Source organism: Paenibacillus agaridevorans (assembly GCF_018604145.1).
Classification (GTDB): Bacteria; Bacillota; Bacilli; order Paenibacillales; family Paenibacillaceae; genus Pristimantibacillus; species Pristimantibacillus agaridevorans.
The window spans coordinates 8,006,918-8,029,961 of the sequence record NZ_CP075889.1; the positions used below are offsets into that span (position 1 = coordinate 8,006,918).

13 protein-coding genes are annotated in these 23,044 nt (G+C 52.1%); 11 read left to right on the forward strand and 2 right to left on the reverse strand.

The window, feature by feature from the left end; all coding sequences use genetic code 11:
- Nucleotides 1-984: 984 nt before the first annotated feature.
- Complete coding sequence (locus tag KJW29_RS32100) at nt 985-1,677, reverse strand: metal-dependent hydrolase (RefSeq protein WP_214627649.1); 693 nt, start codon at nt 1,675-1,677, stop codon at nt 985-987.
- 207 nt (nt 1,678-1,884) lie between these two features.
- Here KJW29_RS32100 and KJW29_RS32105 point away from each other — a divergent pair, with 207 nt between their 5' ends.
- Nucleotides 1,885-2,868: a phosphotransferase gene (locus KJW29_RS32105; RefSeq protein WP_214627650.1), complete on the forward strand. Its 984-nt coding sequence runs from the start codon at nt 1,885-1,887 to the stop codon at nt 2,866-2,868.
- Nucleotides 2,869-2,999: 131 nt separating this feature from the next.
- On the opposite strand, the gene KJW29_RS32110 is transcribed toward KJW29_RS32105, so the two are convergent.
- A complete protein-coding gene (locus KJW29_RS32110) occupies nt 3,000-3,863 on the reverse strand; it encodes an SDR family NAD(P)-dependent oxidoreductase (protein WP_343222720.1) in 864 nt (287 codons plus the stop codon).
- Between the two features lie 183 nt (nt 3,864-4,046).
- Between KJW29_RS32110 and KJW29_RS32115 the strand changes: the two genes are divergently transcribed.
- The 10 genes from KJW29_RS32115 to KJW29_RS32160 all read left to right on the forward strand — a co-directional run bounded on the left by KJW29_RS32115 (nt 4,047) and on the right by KJW29_RS32160 (nt 23,007).
- Nucleotides 4,047-4,436, forward strand: coding sequence for a MerR family transcriptional regulator (locus tag KJW29_RS32115; RefSeq protein WP_214627651.1), 390 nt, complete (start codon nt 4,047-4,049; stop codon nt 4,434-4,436).
- A gap of 698 nt (nt 4,437-5,134) precedes the next feature.
- Nucleotides 5,135-6,889, forward strand: a complete 1,755-nt coding sequence (thrS, locus tag KJW29_RS32120) for a threonine--tRNA ligase (protein ID WP_214627652.1) — start codon at nt 5,135-5,137, stop codon at nt 6,887-6,889.
- A 254-nt stretch (nt 6,890-7,143) separates the two neighbouring features.
- Nucleotides 7,144-9,711: a metallophosphoesterase gene (locus KJW29_RS32125; protein WP_214627653.1), complete on the forward strand. Its 2,568-nt coding sequence runs from the start codon at nt 7,144-7,146 to the stop codon at nt 9,709-9,711.
- Nucleotides 9,711-13,466, forward strand: coding sequence for a discoidin domain-containing protein (locus KJW29_RS32130; RefSeq protein WP_246608924.1), 3,756 nt, complete (start codon nt 9,711-9,713; stop codon nt 13,464-13,466). Before KJW29_RS32125 ends, KJW29_RS32130 begins: the two co-directional genes overlap by 1 nt.
- A 1-nt stretch (nt 13,467) precedes the next feature.
- Complete coding sequence (locus tag KJW29_RS32135) at nt 13,468-16,047, forward strand: metallophosphoesterase (protein ID WP_214627655.1); 2,580 nt, start codon at nt 13,468-13,470, stop codon at nt 16,045-16,047.
- A 217-nt stretch (nt 16,048-16,264) separates the two neighbouring features.
- Nucleotides 16,265-18,082: a cache domain-containing sensor histidine kinase gene (locus tag KJW29_RS32140; RefSeq protein ID WP_214627656.1), complete on the forward strand. Its 1,818-nt coding sequence runs from the start codon at nt 16,265-16,267 to the stop codon at nt 18,080-18,082.
- 3 nt (nt 18,083-18,085) lie between these two features.
- On the forward strand, nt 18,086-19,684 hold the full coding sequence (locus KJW29_RS32145) for a response regulator (protein ID WP_214627657.1): 1,599 nt from the start codon (nt 18,086-18,088) through the stop codon (nt 19,682-19,684).
- A 127-nt stretch (nt 19,685-19,811) separates the two neighbouring features.
- A complete protein-coding gene (locus KJW29_RS32150; RefSeq protein WP_214627658.1) occupies nt 19,812-21,155 on the forward strand; it encodes an ABC transporter substrate-binding protein in 1,344 nt (447 codons plus the stop codon).
- A gap of 106 nt (nt 21,156-21,261) precedes the next feature.
- The gene (locus KJW29_RS32155; protein WP_214627659.1) at nt 21,262-22,146 is read left to right on the forward strand and encodes a carbohydrate ABC transporter permease; all 885 of its coding nucleotides are present in this window, start codon (nt 21,262-21,264) and stop codon (nt 22,144-22,146) included.
- Nucleotides 22,147-22,179: 33 nt separating this feature from the next.
- Nucleotides 22,180-23,007: a carbohydrate ABC transporter permease gene (locus KJW29_RS32160; protein WP_214627660.1), complete on the forward strand. Its 828-nt coding sequence runs from the start codon at nt 22,180-22,182 to the stop codon at nt 23,005-23,007.
- Nucleotides 23,008-23,044: the final 37 nt, after the last annotated feature.

Genomic DNA, 23,044 nt, shown 5'->3' on the forward strand with positions numbered 1-23,044 from the left:
TTATTAGACGTGAGAATTTTTTAAATGTTTCCACAAAAAAGAAGGGTTCTAAACTAAATTGCCCGTTAGTTTAATCTCTTTCTCCAGTAACGAGTAATGTGTCGCAGTTCGCCGAATCGATGACTTGGGGTGATGAAATGAACGAATGCAAGCATGATGAAGTGCGAGTGACAGGAGATTTAGTTGTTCTATCTGATGGCACAGAAATTGGTATCAGCATTTGCAATCGTGCGGAGCGGAAGTTCCCGAATCTGATGAACAGTTCGAACCATAATGTGTAATAAAAGATTAGTTGATTTTTCGACTAACGGAGAACTATAGTTAAACAAAAGCGAAGACGGTCCATACCTTTGAGCTCAGAGGCTGGCTAGAAACCGGCGGTGATTTTGTGATAGTCGAAATTGATGGTTTTTTCGAAAATACACTTATTATCGGTAAGACATGTTCCATTGCGACATTAAGAGATAAGTACAAAATAGCCAAAGAGCAATGTACGAACATGCGGGAATTTACAGATGTTTTTTGCAGGCTTTTTCAATATGAGCGGGTGCCTTCATCGCATCAGGAGAGTGTCCGGCCTGACTTCGTAATTGATACCGATACTGATTACATTTATAAGCCAAGTTATTGAACTATCGGGAGACGTTAGTTAAGAAAAAGTGGCAGCTGATCCAGATGATCAGTTGCCATTTTCGTTGAAGTAAAGGGCAGATTGCTTACAATATGTGGTACGATTGTGCCATGACTAGAATGAAGAAATTTGTGTAAAGTGACAGCTTCGTTGAGCCAATTCGGCATAGAGGATATGCAGTTATGTGCGTCCTTTCTAATCTCCGCTGGAGTAATCTATGCTATCGAACTTGTGGGCTCTTTGATAGACGTTAGCTCAATAAAATAGCGACAGTCCAGGACTTTATTTTCTCGTCCTTGGCTGTCGCTGTTTCATTTTCTATGCTCACTGACAACGGATAGTGGAGGCCGGGCTCAGGAGTTCAGTTCGTAAGAAGCGCCGGGAGAGAGCGCAATCCCTTTCACGCCTTGCTCATCCAGAGCTTTCGCAAACTTGTCGGGATCCTGCACGATGCCAGGGAACGTATTGTAATGGATAGGGATAACGGCCTTCGCCTGCAGCCATTCCGCGGCGGTGAGCGCATCTTCCGGTCCCATGGTCAGCAGATCGCCGATGGGCAGGAAAGCAAGATCGATGTCGTGCCGTTCTCCGATCATCTTCATATCGCCGAACAAGCCGGTGTCTCCGGTATGGAGAAGCGTCGTGTCATTCCAATCGATGACGAACCCGCCGGGCATGCCCATGTACAGAATTTGGCCCTTCTCGACGATCATGCCGGAGCTATGGAACGCATGGACGAGCTTAACCTTGGCAAAACCGATGTCCAGGCTGCCGCCGATGTTCATGCCGATCGTCTTAAGTCCCTTCCAGGAGTAGTAAGTTGCAAGCTCGTACGTTGCGATAATGGTGGCGTCGTTCGCGCGGGCTATGGCTTCCGCGTCGGCGGTATGGTCGCCGTGTGCGTGCGTGAGCAAAATGTATTGCACCTTCACCTCTTCAGGTCCTGCGATGGCCGTAGGGTTACCTGTCAAGAAGGGGTCAATGATGACTGAGTGTTCACCTTCCGTAATTTGAATACATGAGTGTCCATGGTACTTGACGATCATTGCGATTCCTCCGATCCATGATTGGGTTGCCATTCGCGAAAGCCAAGCCGGTATAGCTTGGCCTTCTCCATTATATGTCATCCCGGCGGGGGCGCGCCAACTCGGGCCCAGCTCTGCTGCTCCTCTTTGTGCGGAATACGAGCAATTTCGGTCTCGGTCATGTACGATAGAAGAAGCTGTTCATTCGGGAGAAAAGGGGCATTTGAGATGAATGGGGAGGAAGAGCTTGCAGCGCTGCTAGACATTGAATTCGGTATCCGATTTATCCGCGCAACTCCTATCGACAAGGGCTGGCTTAACGTGAAGTGGAAGATCGATACGGATCAAGGCCCGCTATTTGCAAAATATTATCATCCCGACCGCTACAAGCTTCATGCCCGCCCGGATCGCAAGGCGGCCATCGAGCGAACGCTGGAGCTGCAAAACGGACTTCACGCTGCCAGTGTTGCTTGCCCCCGTGTGCGAACGCCCGACGACCGGCATCTAATGGTGACGCCGTCGGGGATGCATGTCGCGTTTATGGACTGGGTGGAAGGCGAGACCGTGCAGGCTGGCAGCATGAATGACAACCAGCTTAACAGCCTGGGGCAATCGACGGGACGCATGCACGCCTGGCTGTCGCATGTGCCGCCTTTGAGCAAGCCCGCCTGGGAACCGGACCGCGCGGCTTACTTGAAGGATTGGGAAGGAAACCGGAATACGGCGGCCGCGGCAGGCGACGAGATCGTGCTGGATTGGCTGGACCGCTCGCGCGCTATCGTAGAAGCCGCGGACTTCGGCGAGTTCGCGGCAAGTCGGCAGGGCTGGCTGCACTGGGATTTGTGGGTAGACAACATCCTGCTGAGCGACAGAAAAGTCGCAGGCATCGTCGACTTCGATCGGATGACGATGGCTTATCCGGAGATCGACGTTGCGAGGGCCATCCTGTCCGGAGCGTTGCAAGAAGACGGGGGACTGCGCATAGACGGAGTTCGCGCGTTTATGGACGGTTATCGCGAGCACGCAGCGGCATCAGGCGAATTGTTGGTTCGAGCGATTCGCATGCTCTATCTTATCGAATCCATCTGGTGGCTGCGCACGGAGGTTCGCGTCGAGAGCGAGCTGCGCGAGTTACTGGCGCGGTTTCTTAGGGAGCTTCGCTGGATTGAAGGGCATTGGCGGGAGCTGCCGGGGCTTCTGGAGCGCGTATAGGTAGATTGAACTGGGGCATGTGGAGAGCAAAGGAGAGGCATGTAGCTTCTCGCAGCTCGTCTCCAGATTAGCTTTCCACAGGTGCCGCAGCCTCGATACGCCGGATAGGGTACCGCGCCTCATGCGGCATATCAGCCCTGCTTCAAATATTCCTTGCGGTAAATCTCGTCCACCTGCCGCAGAATGGCAGGGCCATGCTGCCGGAACTTCAAGGCCCGCGGAGCTCCTTTGGATACGAATGTACCGGCTGCATGCCGAGCTGCGCCTGCCGCACCGTCGCGAAGCCGTGCCGCGCCGTGCGTCGGAGGCGGGAAAAACAGCCTCATCAACAATTGGACGGGCAAAGGCAGGCCGCCGCTATTGCTGCTCCTAATCGTATTGTTGCCGCCGGGATCGACGCTGAGAAGCCGAATGCCTTCGGCCTCTGCGGCCGCCGCGTGTTCCTGCGTCCATAACGACAGGGCCAGCTTGGAGTCGGCATAGGGGCCAAGCAGCTTCTTGAAGGATTCCGGGGAGGCCAGCTTCCCGGGATCCAGACGTTTGACCATCCCGGCCGCATTCGACGAAGTGCCCACGACGGTAGGCCTATCGCCTTGCAACAGCAGCTCCTTAAGCTCGTTGTAGATAATGTACGGCACGACGGTATGCAGCTCGTAATGAAGCTCGCGTCCTTGCCTGGAGTAGAGCAGCTCGGAGAAGCTGCCTCCCGCGTTGTTGTAGAGGACATCGATTCGGGTTTCATGCGAGCGGATTTCCTCCAGCACCTTCCTTAGGCTCCCATAATCGGAGAGATCCCCGCGGTATGTTCTGAGCTTGGAAGTCCGTATCATCCCGTTCAGCAGCTCATCGTCCTTGGGGAGCTCCGAACGGTTGATGGCAATGACCTGCCAGCCTTCCTTCAGCAGCAAGCGAGCGAGCTCCAGGCCAATGCCGTGGCTAGCGCCGGTAATAAGCGCTACCCGTTCGTATTGATTGTTTTTTGTCATCGTGGTCATAGAGAATCATGCCTCCTTCATGGCGGTTGGTCGCAGATGCGATGTAATTAGATGCATTGTAGAACTTGGAGCTGGCTTCAAGTCAAGGGATTTTTTTGAAAGGGATTGGAAGCTTGACTTGGAGCTGACTCCAACTTATATAATCGGAAGAATACGATGAATCGGAGCAAGGAGAGAGCTGAGATGAACGCAGAACGAACCTATACGATTGCACAGGCCTCGTCGCATACAGGCTTATCAGGGGATACGATTCGTTACTATGAGAAAATACAGCTCCTGCCGCCGCCGGTAAGGAAGGAGAACGGTCACCGCCGTTATACGGATGATGACATTGCCATGATGAAGCTGCTGCTCTGCCTGAAGAAGACAGGATTGTCGCTGGAGGAGATGAAGCCATTCCTGGGCATCTCGCTCGACGGCGATCTGACGGAACATCAGGACTTGATCGACATGATGGAAAACCATAGGGAGAAGGTTCGCGCGCAGATGGAGGAACTGGCCAAGGTCGTGGCCTTCATCGACGAGAAGCTTGGCAATCGTTCTCTTGCGAATACGGGCCGCGAAGGGAATTGACAATTCCGAACAATGGGAATAGAATGAATGACAAATCCAAAGGCTATGATCAAGGACATGAACGATTGCGCATACCGCCCAGAGAGAGGGGACCCGGCTGAAAGCCCCTTAGGTCATGACATTCGTTTACCGCCTTGCAGCCGCAAGTTTGAAATTCCGCCAGCGAGGCCTCGCCGCCGGAAGTGTAAGGCTTGCCGGGTATTCCCGTTACAGAAAACACAAGGATTCGTCTGGCGGTACGCCGCCGCGAGAGACGAATTGAATTTGGGTGGAACCACGAGCGCGCTCGTCCCTTTGCGGATGAGGCGCTTTTTTTGATTTCTACGAACGGAGCGCCTCATCCATCGATAAGACCAACAACATACCAATCGGCTATAACCAAGGACATGTGCGGCTTACGCATGCCGACAGAGAGAGGGGCCCCGTGCTGAAAGCCCCTTCGGACATGGAAGACGCGTACCCCCTTGCAGCCGCGATTCGGAAATCCGTGCGCCCCGCGCAGGCGACGGAGACTATGAACCGCCGGGAGTTCCCGTTACAGAACGTCGAAGGATTCGCATGCATGGCCCAATTCCCGGTTACTCCGGGAGGCTCCTCGCGCGAATCGAACTTTGGGTGGAACCACGAGCACGCTCGTCCCTATGCGGACGGGCTTTTTTTGATTTTTCCGAACCAATAAAAATAAGGAGATGAAGACGATGAGCAAACATGAACAACGATCGGAGCAAGCGGGAAGGGCAGCGGCCCTGCTGCTCGCGGAGGCGGTAAGGCGAATATATCCGGAGGCCAGGCTAGGCACGGGCGGCCTGGTGAATCAGGGTTTCTATTATGACTTTGACTTTTCGGGGGAGTCTTCCGTTCCAACATCCGCCGAGCTGGCGGCCATACAGGAGGAGATGAGGAGCGTTGCGGCGGAATCGTCGCGGCGAAGCGTCATGCGGCTATCGCGCGCGGAGGCGCAACGTCTGTTCGATGAGAAGGGCGAGCTCTGGAAGGTGGAACTGCTTCGCGAGGCGGACAAGGACGAGGACGAAGACGAGGTGCTGCTGCTGAAACGGGATGCCTACCTGGATCTGGTACTTGAAGAGGGAATGCCGCCGAATGATGCGGAGAGCGCGGGATTGTCGTTCAGGCTGCTAAGCGTGGCTGGCGCGTATTGGCAAGGCGACAGCGGCAATGCGGTCCTGCAGCGGATCTACGGCGTTGCATTCGAAAGCGCGGAGGAGCTGGAATCGTATCTGATCTGGCAGGAGGAGGCGCAGCAGCGCGACCATCGCAAGCTCGGCAAGCAGCTGGAGCTGTTCATGTTCGTGGACGAGGCCCCGGGCATGCCGTTTTATCTGCCCAAAGGGACGATCCTTCGGAATGAGCTGGAGCGTCTGGCAAGGGAATTTCTGCAGAAGTTCGGATACGAAGAGGTGCGGACGCCTTTCATCATGGACCGGGCCATGTGGGAGCAGTCCGGCCACTTCGAGCATTACCGCGAGAATATGTATTTCTCGGAGCTGGACAACACGCAGGTAGCGGTCAAGCCGATGAATTGCCCGGGACATATGCTGATGTTCAAGAGCAAACGCCACTCGTACAAGGAACTGCCCATCCGGTATGCGGAGTTCGGCCAGGTGCATCGTTACGAATACAGCGGAGCGCTGAACGGGCTGTTCCGCGTGCGGACGTTCTGCCAGGACGATGCGCATCTGTTCGTGCGGCCGGATCAGGTCGAGGAGGAGATCCTGCGGACAATCGAGCTGATCCAGTCCGTCTACGAGCTGTTCGGCTTCGCGTACAGCCTGGAGCTGTCGACAAGGCCGCAGCATTCCATGGGCAGCGACGAGCAGTGGGAGCTGGCGGAAGCGGGGCTGCGCGGAGCGCTTGAGGCGGCCCAAGCGCCTTATGCGGTAAATGCCGGCGACGGGGCGTTCTACGGACCGAAGATCGACTTCCACATCAAGGATGCGTTAGGCCGCAGCCATCAATGCGGCACGGTGCAGCTCGACTTCCAGATGCCGGGGAAATTCGGTTTGTCGTATATCGACGAGCGGAACGAGAAGCGTACGCCGATTGTGATCCATCGCGCCGTGTACGGCTCCATCGACCGGTTCCTCGGCATTCTGATCGAGCATTACGCGGGGGCGTTTCCCCTATGGCTGGCGCCGGTACAAGTGAGGCTGCTGCCTGTGGCGGGCGCGCACGAGGTCTATGCGTTGGAGCTGCGTGAGAAGCTGGCCGCCGCCGGCATCAGGACGGAGGTGGACGGCCGCAAGGAGAAACTCGGGTTTCGGATGCGCGAAGCGCGGCTGGGCAAAATCCCGTATGTCGCCGTCGTCGGCGACAAGGAGCTGGAGAGCGGCAGCCTGCAGGCGCGCGCTTATGGGGACGATGCGCAGCATTCTTACGCCGCCGGCGCGTTCATGGAGATGCTGACGAAGCGGATCGCGGATCGTTCGTTGTAAGAGAGAAGTCCCCCGGCCATCGACTTCGACGGTCGTGGGACTTTTGGGATCCTGCAATTTTCACTTCACTTAAAGAGTGGATAAAATTCCTTGTGACCGCTTAAAATTCCCTTCTCATGTCCAAACGTTCCAAGTACGATGATGTTGGGACATGCAGAGCATGTAGCAGACCCATCCAAGAATCCTCATTTTGAAAGCGCTGTCCAAATGTGCCGAGCATGTTCAAATATTTAGCGAAGGAGATGGGACTGACTATGATTGGGGAGACAAGAGGCGGAAAGTTAAGGAAGAGGTTTGAATGGAGCCGAAGGGAGAAAATAGGGGTTGCTTTGGTCCTGGCTTTGTTGATGTTTGCAAGCTTGTGTGCATTGCCGGGAACGGCAGGAGTCGCAAAAGCGCTTGCTTCGTCGGTTACATGGATTGAGGGCAATGCAGAATGGAAGTACATGGATAACGGCAGCAATCAAGGGACGGCTTGGCGGGGAGCTTCTTTTAACGATTCGGGATGGAGCACGGGTGCAGGGCCTTTTGGATATTCCGGCAACTACACGCAAACGTCGACAACGGCATTTGGGCAAATCAACAAAATAATCTCGTATGGGCCAAGCAGCTCCAACAAGTATGCGACCTCCTACTTCCGCAATTCGTTTACAGTTGACGACGTTAATAATATTGACAAGGTTGAAGCGATGATCGGCATCGATGACGGCCTGGTGCTGTATGTAAACGGTCAAGAAGCGTACCGCCGCAATATGCCAAGCGGCAGCGTGACGTATACGACCTTGGCGAGCAGCGCGCTTGGCCCTCCCGATTTGGCAACGGTTGATTTAACATCTTCGCTGCAAGGTGTGCTGCACAACGGAGCCAACGTAATCGCCGTCGAGGTGCATCAGGCGACAGCAGGCAGCTCGGATCTATATTTTGACATGAGTCTTACCCTCACGCCCCTAACGCAAAGCGGGATTACGGTGAGTGAAACCGGCATGGCGCAAGTGCTGGGGACGGATATTCCGAACAATCAGCTGGCGTTCCGAATGAGGGCGCTTGAGGGCTCTTTTACGATCAACAATGAGGATGGGAGCGCCGAAACCTTTACCGTAACGATTCGAAACGCAGATCCGGACTATATCACCGTCAGTGAAGGAAGGATTTTGTCGAAAGGCGCCAACTCCTTCGTGTTCGAAGTGGATGTGCCGGCGGACGATTCGGTTACGGTTCAGGTGGGGCCTTGGTATTACCCCGATCCGGACAACTTTTACTTTATCGCATGGAGCGACAATCAGGAAGGCTCTACTCCTTTTAAGAACAAATTGCTGGCGAAGGCCGAGCGCATCAATCCCGTATTCTCGGTTAATGCCGGCGATGTGACGGCGGGCACGCCGGGCACGGTCGGCGGGGCGGGCCATGCCACCGAATACGGTTATCCCAATGATTACGTGAAGGACGAAGATTATACGCATTATTTGTCCCTGCTTGAGAATTATACAACGCCGATCTTCGAGGTGCCGGGCAACCACGATCTCGTAAGAGGCGGCTGGGTTGACAGAAGCGACGCCAGATACGGGATGGGCGAAGCGATGTGGAACAAATATTTGGGACCGACCACGTACAGCTTTGACGTCGGCAACACCCATTTCATGATGACCAATTTCCATTACGATATGCCGGACTGGACGAAGAGATGGGGCGGCAATCTCAATAACGGTTATTTGAAGATGGGTACGGTGGGCTATCAGACGACCCTGCCTAATGACGATGTCGGCGAGGCGCTGTACAACTGGATGAATTCGACATTCGCGGCGGCAGCGGGGAAAACGAACAAGATCGCGGTGTCGCATCACAACTTCAATATGTTCGTGTCGGACGGCAATACGGTGGGAACGGCCAGGGATCTATATTCGGAACACGATGTAAGCTATATGATCAGCGGACACCAGCACAATTATCAAAGCAATGTGGACCCGGTCACCGGAATTCCGTATCTGGTCATCGGCACGGCGTCGCACAGCAATCCGGCGTTTGCGCTTGTCCATGTCAACGGCTCGCAAATTACGCATCAACATATGCTGGCGGACAATATCAATCTGTCGATCAATTATAACGGCTCCAATAACGGAACGTTGGCAACGAACACCGCGACGATTCAGAACAGCGGCTACAACATGCCGTTTGTGCGGCTGAAATTTAAAATGTCGAATGATCATGCGGTTTATGAGGCAAAAGATGTGTCAACGGGAGCATCGATTCCGACGACTTTCTCGAAGCAGTTTGACGATTACACCGTTGTTTATGTTGAAACCTCGATCGGCAACGGAGCTACGAGAAACGTGGAGGTTACACCCGTTGCCGGAGCGAATGAAATCAACGTGGCGCTAAACAAATCGGTCAGCACTTCGGATACCGGAACTCCTTCGCCGGGCTACGGACCGGCGGAAGCGGTCGATGGAATAGGCGGACAATGGGACAACGGCTGGTCGCCGGTCACTTTCGAAGGCCTCAGCCCGTGGCTGCAAGTCGATCTGGGAGACGAGTATGTCATCCAGCGCGTCCAGGTGGATGATCGGCCGTACGACGGACAGGACGGGAGACCCGCATGGAGCGCGCCCCGCAGCAATTTTGAAATTCGCGCCTCCAACGATCCGAACTTTGGCACATACGCTGTTCTTGGATCGGTAGGCAGCACGCCGTATTCGGGTTATGTCTGGAACCATTCGGTGACGAATACGAACGCCTACCGCTATATCCGATATGCCAGAACCGATACGGGCTACTCGTTCCTGTCCGAATTGCGCGTATTTGCTGAAGAGGGGCCGTCGGTTTGATGCGCCCGACCTTGATGAATGCCGGGATGAGCCGACGGATTGCCGCCGTGTTGTCGTTGGCTTTGGCGCTCACGATATTCGCCATACCGGGAACTGCTACCGCAGGCGGCGCTCAACAGAATTTAGAGGAAATAAACGTGGCGCTGAACAGGTCGGTCGTCACGTCCGATTCGACTCCCGCTTCCTCCGGATATGCTCCGGAGGAGGCGGTAGACGGAATCGGCGGCGAATGGACGAACGGCTGGTCGCCTGTCCAGTTCGATGTCGTAATGCCGTGGCTGCAAATCGACCTCGGTCAGCCTTACGAAATCAGCCGGGTACAAGTGGATGACCGGCCGTATGACGGCCTGGACGGCAGACCCGCATGGGACGGTCCGCGCAGCCACTTTGAAATCCGCGCCTCCAACGATCCCGAGTTCGGCACGTACTCCGTACTTGGCAGCGTTGGCGGCACTCCGTATCCGGGTTATACATGGAGTCAGGAAGTGACGGATACGGAAGCTTATCGCTACATCAGATATGCGCGGACGATTGCGGGCTATACCTTTTTGTCCGAGTTAAAAGTGTTGGCCTTGCTGGAACCAGGCGAGCCTGGCGGCTCTCCTGTCTTGTTGTATGTGTCGCCGGACGGGAATGATAACGGAGACGGATCTCTGGCGCAGCCGTTTCGCACGCTGCAACGGGTGCGCGACGAGGTGCGAACGATAAATGCCGATATGGATCGGGATATCGTCGTTTACTTGCGTGATGGACAATACGAGCTGACCGACCCATTGACGCTTGGCGTAGCCGACTCGGGAACAAACGGCTATTATGTCACCTACCGCAACTATCCGGGCGAAACCCCGGTCATAAGCGGAGCGCAAAAGATTGGCGGTTGGACGGAACAAGGCGAGTGGCTGAAAACCAATGTCGGCAGTCTGAACTTCCGCGATCTGTGGGTGAACGGTCGAAGGGCGCTGCGCGCGCGAACCGAGTCGTTCAAATTGGAGGGGTGGGATACGGCGGGCAAGCAGATTCTCGTAGAAAGCGCAGCTGCAGCCGCGTTGAACGTGAACCAACCGCAGGATGTGGAACTCGTCTTGAATCAGCACTGGACGGAATCGATGGCGCGGATTAACGCGGTATCGACCGTGGCAGGCACAACGGCGGTTTCCCTGGCCTCTCTGGGTGATGTACTCTTTACCAGGCCGTTTCCGGACAAGGCCGTCGATCAGAGCGTACACTTCGAGAATGCTTACGAGTTTGCCGATCAACCCGGGGAGTGGTTTCTTGATCGGGACAGCGGCGACTTGTTTTACCGGCCAAGAGACGGAGAGACGGCTGGAACGCTTGACGCCCGTATGGGTCTGGCGGATCGGTTCATCGCCATTCAGGGTCATGATAAAAACAATCCTGCGCGCAATATCCGGCTGCAAGGGCTGACGTTTGAATATACGAAGTACCAGCGCGCGATTGTTCAGAACGGGATGATTTCCGACCAGGGCGGTCTATCCGGCGGTGTGCGCCAGCCGTCAGCCGTTTATTTGAAAGCGGCGCATCAAATTCGTATCGAGGGCAATGTGTTCCGGCATTTCGGCGCGGCCGCTCTCGACCTCGACATGATGACGCAGAACAATGTTGTGGAGGGCAACGCCTTCCTCGATATCGGCGGCAGCGGCATCGTAGAAGGCGTCTTTGACGATTTGACCGGATACGACCATTTTGACGAATTGCTGCACGCCAAAGATAATCGATTCGCCAACAATTATATGAACGGCATTGGAGTCAACCATTACGGCAGCGTTGCCTTATTAAGCGGCTATGCGCAAGGCAGCGTTATCGAGCACAATGAAATATCGAATACGGGCTATTCGGCGATTTCGGCGGGATGGGGCTGGACGGCTAATCCAACAACGTTAAAAAATACGAAAATCCGCTACAATAACGTCTATCATGTCATCAACCGGCTTGCGGACGGAGGGGCTATTTATACGCTCAGCCATACGCCCGGCGCCGAAATGGCAGAAAACTTTATTCACGACATCGACAAACATGAATTCGCCTCCAGGTATTTTGGGGGAGCGATTTATCTGGATCAGGAAACGAAAGGATATGTCGTGCGGGACAACGCAATGACCCGAATCGGCGGCGAAACGAATCAAATCAAGTTTAATGCCGAACATCTCAATGACAACGTGATAGACCATAATGGCATTCAGGATACGGCAATCATCAACAATGCGGGATTGAAGCCGGAATATTGGGACATGGTGCCCCGCGTACAGACCCATGAATCCGGCAATCCATGGACGGCCACAGAATACGGCAGCGTCAAAATAGCGGGTACGGTTCAATCCGATCTTCCGGAATTCGCTTATTCGATTCGCAAAAACAGCGTTGTGGCGTGGAGCGGCGAAGCCGATGGCGGACAAGGCGATTATGTTGTCCATATCGATTTGATTCCGGGCGATGTGATATCTTTTGAAGCGCAAGGAAACGCAAGCTGGTCGTCGAGGATAAAGCCCGAAACGTACCCTCCGCGCCTGGCCATCGAACAGGTATCGTATGCGGGGCAATCGGAGCCCGCAACGATCAGCGATCAATTCGGCGAGGTGTATGTGAAGCTTGCGGCCCATGCAGATCCTTCAACGCTTGCGCTTGATATTGACACGCCATTTGGCACCGAATTGGAACTTCTCGCAGGAGGAGGCGTCTATCGCGATTACAGAGTGTATATGGCCGAAGATTTGCCCTATACCGGGTTCGCGGGCGAACGGAAGCATCGGGACTGGAGAGTGTATCTAATTCCGGCAAGCAACGAACCTTCAAGGCCGGAGGAGGTGAATGTGGCGCTTCATAAGCAGACGTCGATTCCTTTCTGGGACAACATCCATTCTCCGTATTCTCCTGCTCGCGCGGTAGACGGGATCGGAGGCGAATGGACGAACGGCTGGCATCCCTCGGTATATGAAGGTGTAAGTCCATGGCTGCAAATCGACTTGGGAGACGAATATGTCATCCATCGTATCCAGGTGGACGATCGTCCGTACGACGGGACGAACGGTCCGGGCAGCGACTGGGACGGTCCGCGTCGCAATTTTGAAATTCGCGCCTCCAACGATCCGAATTTCGGCACTTATACAGTTCTGGGCGCGGTAGGCAACGAAGCGTATTCGGGTTATGTATGGAGCCGCAAAGCGACTGGAACGGACGCTTATCGATATATCAGATATGTCCGAACGACCGCGGGTTACATGTTCCTGTCCGAATTGAGCGTATATGCGCTTCCGGAGGCTGTCAACGTAGCATGGAATAAATCGGTCGCCACATCGGATACCGGCACTCCCTCTCTCGACTATGGCCCGGAGAAAGCGGTCGATGGCATTGGCGGCGAGTGGGACAACGGCTGGTCGCCGGTCACTTTCGAAGGCATTAGCCCTTGGCTGCAAGTCGATCTTGGCGACGAATACGTCATCCAGCGCGTTCAGGTAGATGACAGACCTTACGACGGCCAGGACGGAAGGCCGGACTGGAACGGTCCGCGCCGCAATTTTGAAATCCGCGCCTCCAATGATCCGAACTTTGGCACGTACGCTGTTCTCGGATCGGTAGGAAACACGCCGTATTCGGGTCATGTCTGGAGTCATGCGGTGACGAATACGAACGCTTTCCGCTATATTCGATATGCGAGAACCGATACGGGCTATACCTTCCTGTCCGAATTGCGCGTATTCGCGATGGTGCGGCACGGGTACAACATAGGAGGAACTTAAAATGGGTGTAAGAAAGAAAATGAAGGCGATACTTGCGGCAAGTTTTGCGATCTTCATAGCATCGCTGCTATCGGCATCGATAACTTTCGCCGAAGACGGCGGGGAAGGGACGGAAGTGAATGTAGCTCTGAACAAGCCGGTTACCACGTCGGATACGGAGCCTGCCATTCCCGAATACAGGGCGGAAAGTGCGGTTGACGGTATTGGCGGAGTATGGGCGAACGGATGGTCGTCTTCCTCCCCTGCCGGCATCATGCCATGGCTGCAAGTCGATTTGGGAGCCGAATACGTTGTTCATAAAGTACAAGTGCACGACAGGCCGTATGATGGCGAAGAAGGCAGGGATTCTTGGGACGGTCCGCGAACCAACTTCGAAATCCGCGCTTCCAACGATCCGGACTTCGACACGTTTATCGTCCTGGGCTCGGTAGGCGGCACTCCGTATCCGGGTTATATATGGAGTCAGGAAGTGGAAGAAGAGGGCGCTTACCGTTATATCAGGTATGCCAGAACAAATCCCGGATATACATTCCTCTCCGAATTAAGCGTAATGATCTTGTCGCTGCCGCCCGAATGGCCGGATGGCAGCGAGGCAACGGTGTCCGGTCTCGGCACAACATCGCTAGTATTGAATTGGCCGGCCATCGAAGACGACACGGCAACGGGTTACGTCATCTACCGGGACGATGTTCTACTGGGCAGGGTGGACATTGACGCGAACAGCTATGACGTAACCGGATTGACGCCGCATACGGAATACGACTTTCGGATTGAAGCCGAGAATGAATATGGACTGATCAGTACGAACGGTCCGACCGTAACGGAAACAACCGTCTACGATATCACGGTCAGCACAACGGGTATGGCGCAAGTCATCGGAACGGATATTCCCAACAAGCAGTTGGCTCTCAGAATGAGAGCGCTTGAAGGTTCGCTCACGGTCCACAATGAACTTGGGGACGCCGATGTACTCACGGTAACGGTTCGCAACGCAGATCCGGATTACGTCGCAATCAGCGAAGGGACGATGATCTCGAAAGGTGTCAACTCGTTCACTTTCGAGCTTGATGTGCCGGCCGCCGGTTCGGTAACGGTCCATATTGAGCCGTGGTATTACCCCGATCCGGATAACTTCTACTTTATTGCGTGGAGCGATAATCAGGAAGGACCCGCTCCGTTCAAAAATAAATTGCTGCCTAAGGCCGAGCTTATTAATCCCGTTTTATCGGTGAACGGAGGCGATGTGACGTCGGGCACTCCGGGAGCGATTGGCGGCGCCGGCAATGCCAATGAGTTCGGCTACCCCAATGACTACGTGAAGGACGGCAAATATACGCAATATTTATCTCTGCTGGAAAACTATACGACGCCGGTCTTTGAAGTGCCTGGCAACCACGATCTCGTAAGGGGCGGCTGGGTTGACCGGAGCAACGCGAGATACGGAATGGGCGAAGCGATATGGAACAAATATTTGGGACCGACCGCGTACAGCTTTGACGTTGGCAATACGCATTTCATGATGACCAACTTTCATTACGATATGCCGGATTGGACGAAACGGTGGGGCGGCAATGTCAAGGACGGTTATTTGAAGATGGGAACGGTCGGCTACCAGACGACCCTGCCTAATGACGATGTCGGCGAGGCGCTGTACAACTGGATGGATTCGACATTCGCGGCGGCAGCGGGGAAGACGAACAAGATCGCGGTGTCGCATCACAACTTCAATATGTTCGTGTCGGACGGAAATACGGTGGAAACGGCGAGAAACTTGTATTCCAAACACGATGTAAGCTATATGATCAGCGGGCATCAGCACAATTATCAAAGCAATGTGGACCCGGTCACCGGAATTCCGTATCTGGTCATCGGCACGGCGTCGCACAGCAACCCGGCGTTTGCGCTTGTCCACGTCAACGGTTCGGAAATTACGCATCAGCATATGCTCGCGGACAATCTCAATCTCTCGATCAACTATAACGGCGCCAATGACGGAACGTTAACGACGGGCTCGGCAACGATCGAGAACAGTGGCTACGATATTCCGTTCGTACGGCTGAAGTTCAGAATGTCCAACGATTTTGCAGTCTACGAAGCCAAAGATGCCGTTACGGGAGAAACGATTCCATCCTTCTCGAAACGGTTCGAAGACTACACGGTAGTATATGTCGAAACCTCGATCGGCGACGGGGCTGAACGAAACGTTGAAGTCCATGCCGTTGAATCGGAAAATCCGACGCCGCCTTCATTTACTGTTGCTTCTACGTTCACTGACGAACGGGGGAAAGAGGTGCGAAGGCTTGTTCCTTCCGCTTCTTTGAAAGCAAACGTCACGATCAGCAATAACGGCGAGGAAGCGGCGAAGGCAACCTTTGTTGTGGCGCTGTACAACCCGAAGGGGGAGTTGGAACGAATCGCTTCTATAGAGCGGTGGATAAACGGCGCGGAGACTTTCTCGTTCAGTACCGGGTTCCAATTGCCTGACCATGTGGACGGATACCGGATTAAAGCTTTTGCGTGGGACGACCTTCAGTCGAGGGAGCTTTGGTCAAACGAGGCAACGTTGGAGCAAGAAGTATAAATTCCCGTTAAACGAACATGGAATACGGTCGGTTAAGATTCAGCAGGCATGGATAAAGTTGTTAGGATACAGGGGTGTCTCCGGTCAATTTCGTTGGCCGAGGAGCACCCCGATTTTTTATGGCTTGCATGCGTGTATGAATTTATTGCTTGTCAAAATTAGGATCGGTAGTCCATTCTGATTTCATATCCTTTAAACTTCAGAAGAAGGTGTGACCATGCGGACATGGCTGCAAAACGTCTACAACAGCCTGACCCTCAGAGACAAGATTTTGATCTTGTTTGTTTTGATTATTGTATCGGTGTTGATGGTTCTGGGTTATTTTGCAACAAATATTTCTAGCGGGATCATTATCGACAAGACGGAGAAGAGCACAGTGCGGGAGCTGGAATTGATAGATTCCAATCTCTTCACCCTGCTTAGCGGTATTGAAGACTACTCCAAGGTTGTAGCAACCAATGACAGAGTGCAAGAATTGCTGGGACAATTGATGAACAAGCTCGAGGCGGAAGGAGGACAAAGCGAAGGGCAGATTGATGTGATTGGCATGAGGCCGGAAATGTACAGTGCGGTTTCGCCTATTATTTCGCCCAACACCCCGATTTTCGCCATTTCCGTCTTTCTGAACAACCAAGCGGTATACAGCGATAGCATGATCGACAGCACCGGCATTCTCAGTATCATTGGCGAAGAGTTTCTTGAAAGCGCGCACAAGCTGCAAAAGCCCGTCTGGTCGGACTTAATGTCTTTAACTTTGAACGATGGCAGGCGGGAAAACGTATTTGCCGTTGCCAAGCTAGTCATTGATCTGAATAAAGGAAATACGATCGGCGTGGTCATCTTGTTCATTGACGAGAAAAAAATAGCCAGAATGTTCTCGGATAACAAAAGCGACCAAAACAGCAGACAGTATATATTGAATTCAAGCGGCCGAATTATATCTTCGGAAAATAAGGCGGACCTGAACCAGCCAATACTGGAAATTCTTAATATTGATGAAGAGCAATATCACAAGCTGCAGAGGGATAACAAAATCGTTCTGGAACGAAACGAAGGCGCTTATTTGTTGTCCTTGCAGGAAGCGAACAAAAACGACTGGAATATTATCAGCGTTGTATCTATGGAAGAGATCAGAACGGATAATTCGAGAATTCAACGGTTTATTTTGACCGTCGGGGCGATTTGTCTTGTTTTTGCAATCATATTTTCCTTCTATATATCTAATACGGTGACCCAACCGATTCAGAAGCTGGCTAAGATCATGATCCAGGTGAAAAAAGGCGATATGAATATCCGGGCCGACCACGCCAATAACCAGGAAATCGGCTTGCTGACTCACGGTTTCAACAGCCTGATGAATAAGGTGGAAAATCTGTTGGACGATGTTGTGAACGAGCAGAAGCTGAAGCAAGAATACGAGCTTAAGCTTATTCAATCCCAGATGAACCCTCATTTTCTGTACAATTCGTTGGAAACGATTATTTCGTTGAATAAGCTTGAACGGTATGAGGAAGCGATTCAAGTCACCCGAACGCTCGCCGACTTCTATCGAAGGTCGCTCAGCAAAGGAAGAGATACGATAACGGTTAACGAGGAAATCACAATTATTCATAATTATCTTAAAATCCAGAAGCAGCGATATTCCAACTATATGGAATTTTCCATCGATGTCTCGGAGGACATTTTGGATTACGCCGTACCGAAGCTTACCTTGCAGCCGCTAGTGGAAAATTCAATCTATCACGGACTGAAATTCAAAGGAAATAGAGGGAGGCTCGATATTCAAGGGTATCGGGTTCAGGATAACATTGTTCTGATCGTCAGCGACGACGGAGTCGGCATGCCGGAGGAGAAGATTGCCGCTTTGCTGCGAGACCGGGTCGACAGCGGGAATAGGGACAGCTTCGGCTTCCGGAGCGTGGATCGTAGGATCAAGCTGCTGTTTGGCAGTGAATACGGATTGAGTCTGGAGAGCGAGCTGGGACAATTTACTCGGGTAACGGTTACGATACCGGCCTTGAAGATGGAAGGATGATCGATGATGCTGAGACTAATGATTGCAGATGACGAGAACTTGTTCAGAGAAGCGCTGCGGAAGTCGATTTCGTGGGAAGAACTTGGATATGAAATTTGTTGCGAAGCGGAGAATGGCGACGATGCGTTGAGGAAAATACACGAATTCAGGCCGCATGTGGCGCTGGTAGATATTAATATGCCGTTTCTGGACGGAATTGGGCTGGCTGCGGAGATTAAAGAAAACAACCTGAACGTCTGCGTCATTATTATTACCGGCTACGAAGAATTTACATATGCGCGGCAGGCCATCGAGGTGGGCGTGGACAATTATTTGCTGAAGCCGATCGATGAGGAACAGCTTATCAAGTCCTTGCTTACGGCAAAGAAGAAGATTACCCGACAGATGGAAGAGTTGAAGATGAAGATCCAGGTTCATAAGCCGCTCTTGAAGGAACTGCTGCTTCATCATTTGCTGCAGGGTACCATGCTGTTCTCCGTGGAAGATTCTATAAAGCTGAAAAATTCCTTGGCGATTGATCCCGACACGCAGCCGTATCGGACCATCGTTATGGAAATAGCCGATAGCAACGGCTGGAGTGAAGAGGAGAAGCGGCTTTGGGCATTCGCCGTATCCAATGTTGCCCGTGAAATGCTGCAAAAGAAATGCAGGTTCGAAATTTGCATGGATATGCAATATATTTGCGTCGTTGTGCAAATTAGAGCGTTGCAATCGAGCTTCCCGATCGATGTTGCCCACCTGTGCGATACGATCCGCTCGGCGATATCCAAGTATCTCAAGCTGGCGCTGACGATCGGTATCAGCAATATACATGAAGGATTCGGCTCGTTGCCCCGTGCGTATGAGGAGGCCGTATTTGCGCTAAACAACAGTCATTTGACGGAGGAGCTCAGAGTGATTCAATACGGCGATATTTTTGTCCTGGACGAGCAGGCTATCGGAATTTACTCTGTCGAACAAAGACAGCAGTTGCTGATGGCGGCGCGGATGAACAATTACCAGGAGGTTGCCGAGATTGTCCGGTTTATTTTCTCCGAGCTTAAGAGGATGAACGCATCCAGCGAATTGATGATGAACAAAAGCGTGGAGCTTGTCTCGACCTGCTTCGAGTTTATCCAGGGGACGGGCCATGATATTCGAAGCATATATGGAGAGGATAACCGATTTCCCGCGCAGCTCTACGAGAGAAAGCCGCTGGACCAGCGGGAACGATGGGTGCTGGAGCTGTTTCGCAAGGCGATGCATTCGGGTATGGAAAGCGGGGACCCCGGCTTCTCCAAAACAGTGGAGCAGGCTTTGCAATATATCGACAGCCACTTGGGGGATTTCGATCTGAATATCATGGATATCGCACGGCATGTCTATATTGGCTACGGACGATTATGCGAGTTGTTTAAGAGAGAAACAGGGTCAACGATCAACAGCTACATTACGGAAGCCAGAATCTGTAAAGCGAAGAAGCTTATCGACGAAGGCTGTCACAGCGTTGCCGTTGTGGCAAGCCGGGTAGGCTACTCGGACGCCAACTATTTCGGCAAGCGGTTCAAAAAGAAATACGGGATAGCGCCCGGCAAATATATCGACAATAAATTATCCCGATAAAAGTCGGGATAATTTTCCTTGAGCATGGAGAATAATCTCTTCACTTGTCCCTCTCCGAAAAGTACCATGAAGAAGTAACTTATAAGTCCTATCGCGAAGGACGGCTACAGGGGAGGAAATAAATACAATGACAAGAAACTGGAAAGCAAGCACGGCCTTATTGGCGATTTCGACAATGCTTCTCGCAAGCGCTTGCGGAAACTCGGGTACAAACAATCATGCGGGTAATTCGAGTCCTGCTCCTACGAACACGACATCGTCGAACGCAGAAGGCGACAGCGCGAGCGAAGAACCCGTCAAGTTGAAATTGCTGACGATCAGCTCGGACCAAGCTAGACAAACCATTATGAACGAGTATATTAAAGCCAATCTTGCGAATGAACTGCCTGGCGTTGAAGTGGAGTATGAAGAAACTTCCGATGTAGGCGCCAAGATGAAGGTGTATAACGCTTCCGGAGAATTGCCCGATGTATTCTGGAGCGGCGCCGATTATGCCACGGCCATTATTAATGCCGGCAATCAATTGAATTTAGAGCCGAATATTACGGAGAACGGGTTTATTGAAAAATTCGCGGTGAAGGAAGCGCTTACTTATAAAGACGGAATTTATACGCTTAACAGCGGCGCCGATACGTACTTCACCCCGAAAATTTTCTATCACAAAGATATCTTTGAGAAACATCAAATCGAAATTCCGACAACGTTCGATGAATTGGTAGCGGCTTCGGAGAAGCTGCTGGCAGCCGGTATCCAGCCGATTTCGGCTCCGGGTAAAGGCGGGTGGGCACCCGCGTATTTCATGATTCAAAATATGATTCAGATTGAAGACCCTTCGGTTGCGCAAGATCTCGTAGAGAATAAAATCGACTTTACTCACCCCGTTGTCAAGAATGCCCTTAACCGTATCGTTACACTGGCCGAAATGGGCGCCTTCGGACAAGGCGCGGCCAACGTGGATTACGGTCCGGCGAAGGAAGCGTTTACCCAGAACAAAGCGGCAATGTATATGATCTTCTCCTGGGAGCTTGCCGACTTGGAAGCCAATGTCCCGGATGTCGGCTTCTTCTCCTGGCCTTCTGCCAGCGATAATTACAAGCCGGGAAGCGCAGTCCAATTCTGGGGTTCGCCATTAGCGGGATATGCGGTCAGCGCCAAGAGCGAGAATATTGAAAAAGCGGTGGAGCTTGCGCAATTTTTGGCGGAGCAGGACGCCAAGTATTTCTCGGACACCGGCTCTCAGGTCACGCTGGATATCGGGGCAACTTCTACACCCGCTCCGTTAATGCAAGCCAACATCGATGAGTATAACCAAGCCGGAATTAAAATCCCGTCGTTAAGCGTGATGATGGATCCGAAGACGGCAGCCGAATATTCCAACTTCAGCTCTCTTCTTATGACGGGCGATTATACCGCTGATGATTTTATTCAGGACTTCAACGATCTTTGGCTGAAGAATACTTACTTTGAATAATTTGATGTTTATTATTTGAATAGTGTCTGTGTCCCCCTGTTGAACCAGTCTCCGGCAGGGGGACTTCACTTCCAGAAACATAATTTAACGAGCAAGGTGGATTCGCATGACTCGATTTTTCAGCACGAAAACATCGATTTTTATTTTTGCCTTCCCGGCTTTGTTTGTGTTCACGGTATTTGTCGTCTATCCCTTGTTTCCGGAGCTGGTCATCAGCTTCCAGGACCATAACGGTTTCAGCAGTCAAGGCTTTGTTGGATTAGACAATTACAAGGAGATTTTTTCGTCCGATTCCTTCTGGAAAGCAATGGGGAACACCTTCATTATTGTGCTGTTGTCAACGGCGGCAGGGTTGCCCCTTTCTTTATTGCTCGCGTTTCTGATGGATTTTCAGACGAACGGGACGCGCAGATATTTTAAAGCGGCGGGTATGCTGCCGGCGATTCTGTCCGTGACGGTTATCGCGCAGATGTGGATGGCGATTTACGAACCGCAGTGGGGGCTGTTGAACAGCGCTCTGAGATCGATAGGACTCGAGCATCTCGCGAAAGAATGGCTAACGGACAGAGGACTCGTTATCTTCAGCATTGCCGTCGCCTTTCTGTGGCAGTACATCGGATTGAATACGCTATTGTTTTATACGGGATTGAAATCGATACCGAAAACGTATTTTGAAGCGGCGCTGATTGATGGAGCCGGACCGGTCAAAAGCGCTGTGCAGATTACGCTTCCTTTGCTGCAGGAAGTCATCAAATTTGTCCTGGTCATTTCCATCCTCGGCTCCATGGGGATGTTCGCCCATGTCGAGGTTATGACCGGCGGAGGCCCGGGCTACGATTCGAGAACAATCGTATACGAATTGTACTACAAAGCGTTTATGTCCTCCGAATTTGGCGTAGGCAGCGCGGTAGCGGTGATTTATGTGTTGCAGTGCCTGTTGATTACGCTTATGCTCAACAGATTTGTAGCCAGACAAAAGATTGAATTTTAAGCAGGGAGATAGTAATGGATTGAGGGTGTGCAGATGAGCAATCAAACTTACCGGGTGGCCATTCGAATTGTGTTGATTATAACGGGCTTGTTCTTTATCTTTCCGTTATATTGGATGGTCGTTATGTCTTTCAAGAGCAAGGAAGAGTTTTATGCAAGGCCTTTTGCTTTGCCGAAGGAGTGGCTGTTCAGCAACTATTCGAATGCGCTGCAATCGTACAATTTTTTTGTCTATTTCAAAAACAGCTTGATTTATACGGCGGGCACGTTAGTACTGGTTCTATTGCTGGGAAGCATGCTGGCCTACTGTCTAAGTCGTATGGACTGGAGGTTCAGCAAATACGCGTTGAGCTACGTCGCGCTTGGGCTTGTCATACCGGTCAACGTGGTCATGATTCCTTTGTTTATGATGGTGATCGATTTGAACATACAGAACACGTATATGGGGCTTATCATTCCTTTGGTGGCGTTTGGATTATCCGCATGCGTACTGATGCTGTATGCTTTTTTTCGAAGCTTGCCCAAGGAATTGGAGGAAGCCGCATGCATAGACGGCTGCAATGTTTATCAAGCCTACTTTAGAATTATATTGCCGATTATAAAGCCTGCGATTGCGACGCAATGCGTGTTGATTTTTATGAATGTGTGGAATGAGTTTCCGCTTAGCTACATTTTGGTGACGAAGGAAGCGTACAGACCATTGACCGTCGGGTTGGCCAATTTCTTTATGAAAATCGGAGTGACGGACTGGGGACTTATTGGAGCCGCCATGATTTTGTCCAGCCTTCCCACCATGATCGTATATTCCGTTGGCAGCGAGCAAATTGAAAAGGCTTTGACGGCCGGGGCTATTTTGAAATAACAATATCTGAATATTCTGTTTAAAGGTTTGTAAATCG

Excerpts from the sequence above, each read along its gene's own strand:
- thrS (WP_214627652.1), top strand. The coding sequence starts at position 5,135 with ATGAGCAAACATGAACAACGATCGGAGCAAGCGGGAAGGGCAGCGGCC.
- KJW29_RS32115 (WP_214627651.1), top strand. The coding sequence starts at position 4,047 with ATGAACGCAGAACGAACCTATACGATTGCACAGGCCTCGTCGCATACA.
- KJW29_RS32160 (WP_214627660.1), top strand. The coding sequence starts at position 22,180 with ATGAGCAATCAAACTTACCGGGTGGCCATTCGAATTGTGTTGATTATA.
- KJW29_RS32110 (WP_343222720.1), bottom strand. The coding sequence starts at position 3,863 with ATGACCACGATGACAAAAAACAATCAATACGAACGGGTAGCGCTTATT.
- KJW29_RS32105 (WP_214627650.1), top strand. The coding sequence starts at position 1,885 with ATGAATGGGGAGGAAGAGCTTGCAGCGCTGCTAGACATTGAATTCGGT.
- KJW29_RS32100 (WP_214627649.1), bottom strand. The coding sequence starts at position 1,677 with ATGATCGTCAAGTACCATGGACACTCATGTATTCAAATTACGGAAGGT.
- KJW29_RS32135 (WP_214627655.1), top strand. The coding sequence starts at position 13,468 with ATGGGTGTAAGAAAGAAAATGAAGGCGATACTTGCGGCAAGTTTTGCG.
- KJW29_RS32130 (WP_246608924.1), top strand. The coding sequence starts at position 9,711 with ATGCGCCCGACCTTGATGAATGCCGGGATGAGCCGACGGATTGCCGCC.
- KJW29_RS32155 (WP_214627659.1), top strand. The coding sequence starts at position 21,262 with ATGACTCGATTTTTCAGCACGAAAACATCGATTTTTATTTTTGCCTTC.
- KJW29_RS32125 (WP_214627653.1), top strand. The coding sequence starts at position 7,144 with ATGATTGGGGAGACAAGAGGCGGAAAGTTAAGGAAGAGGTTTGAATGG.
- KJW29_RS32145 (WP_214627657.1), top strand. The coding sequence starts at position 18,086 with ATGATGCTGAGACTAATGATTGCAGATGACGAGAACTTGTTCAGAGAA.
- KJW29_RS32150 (WP_214627658.1), top strand. The coding sequence starts at position 19,812 with ATGACAAGAAACTGGAAAGCAAGCACGGCCTTATTGGCGATTTCGACA.
- KJW29_RS32140 (WP_214627656.1), top strand. The coding sequence starts at position 16,265 with ATGCGGACATGGCTGCAAAACGTCTACAACAGCCTGACCCTCAGAGAC.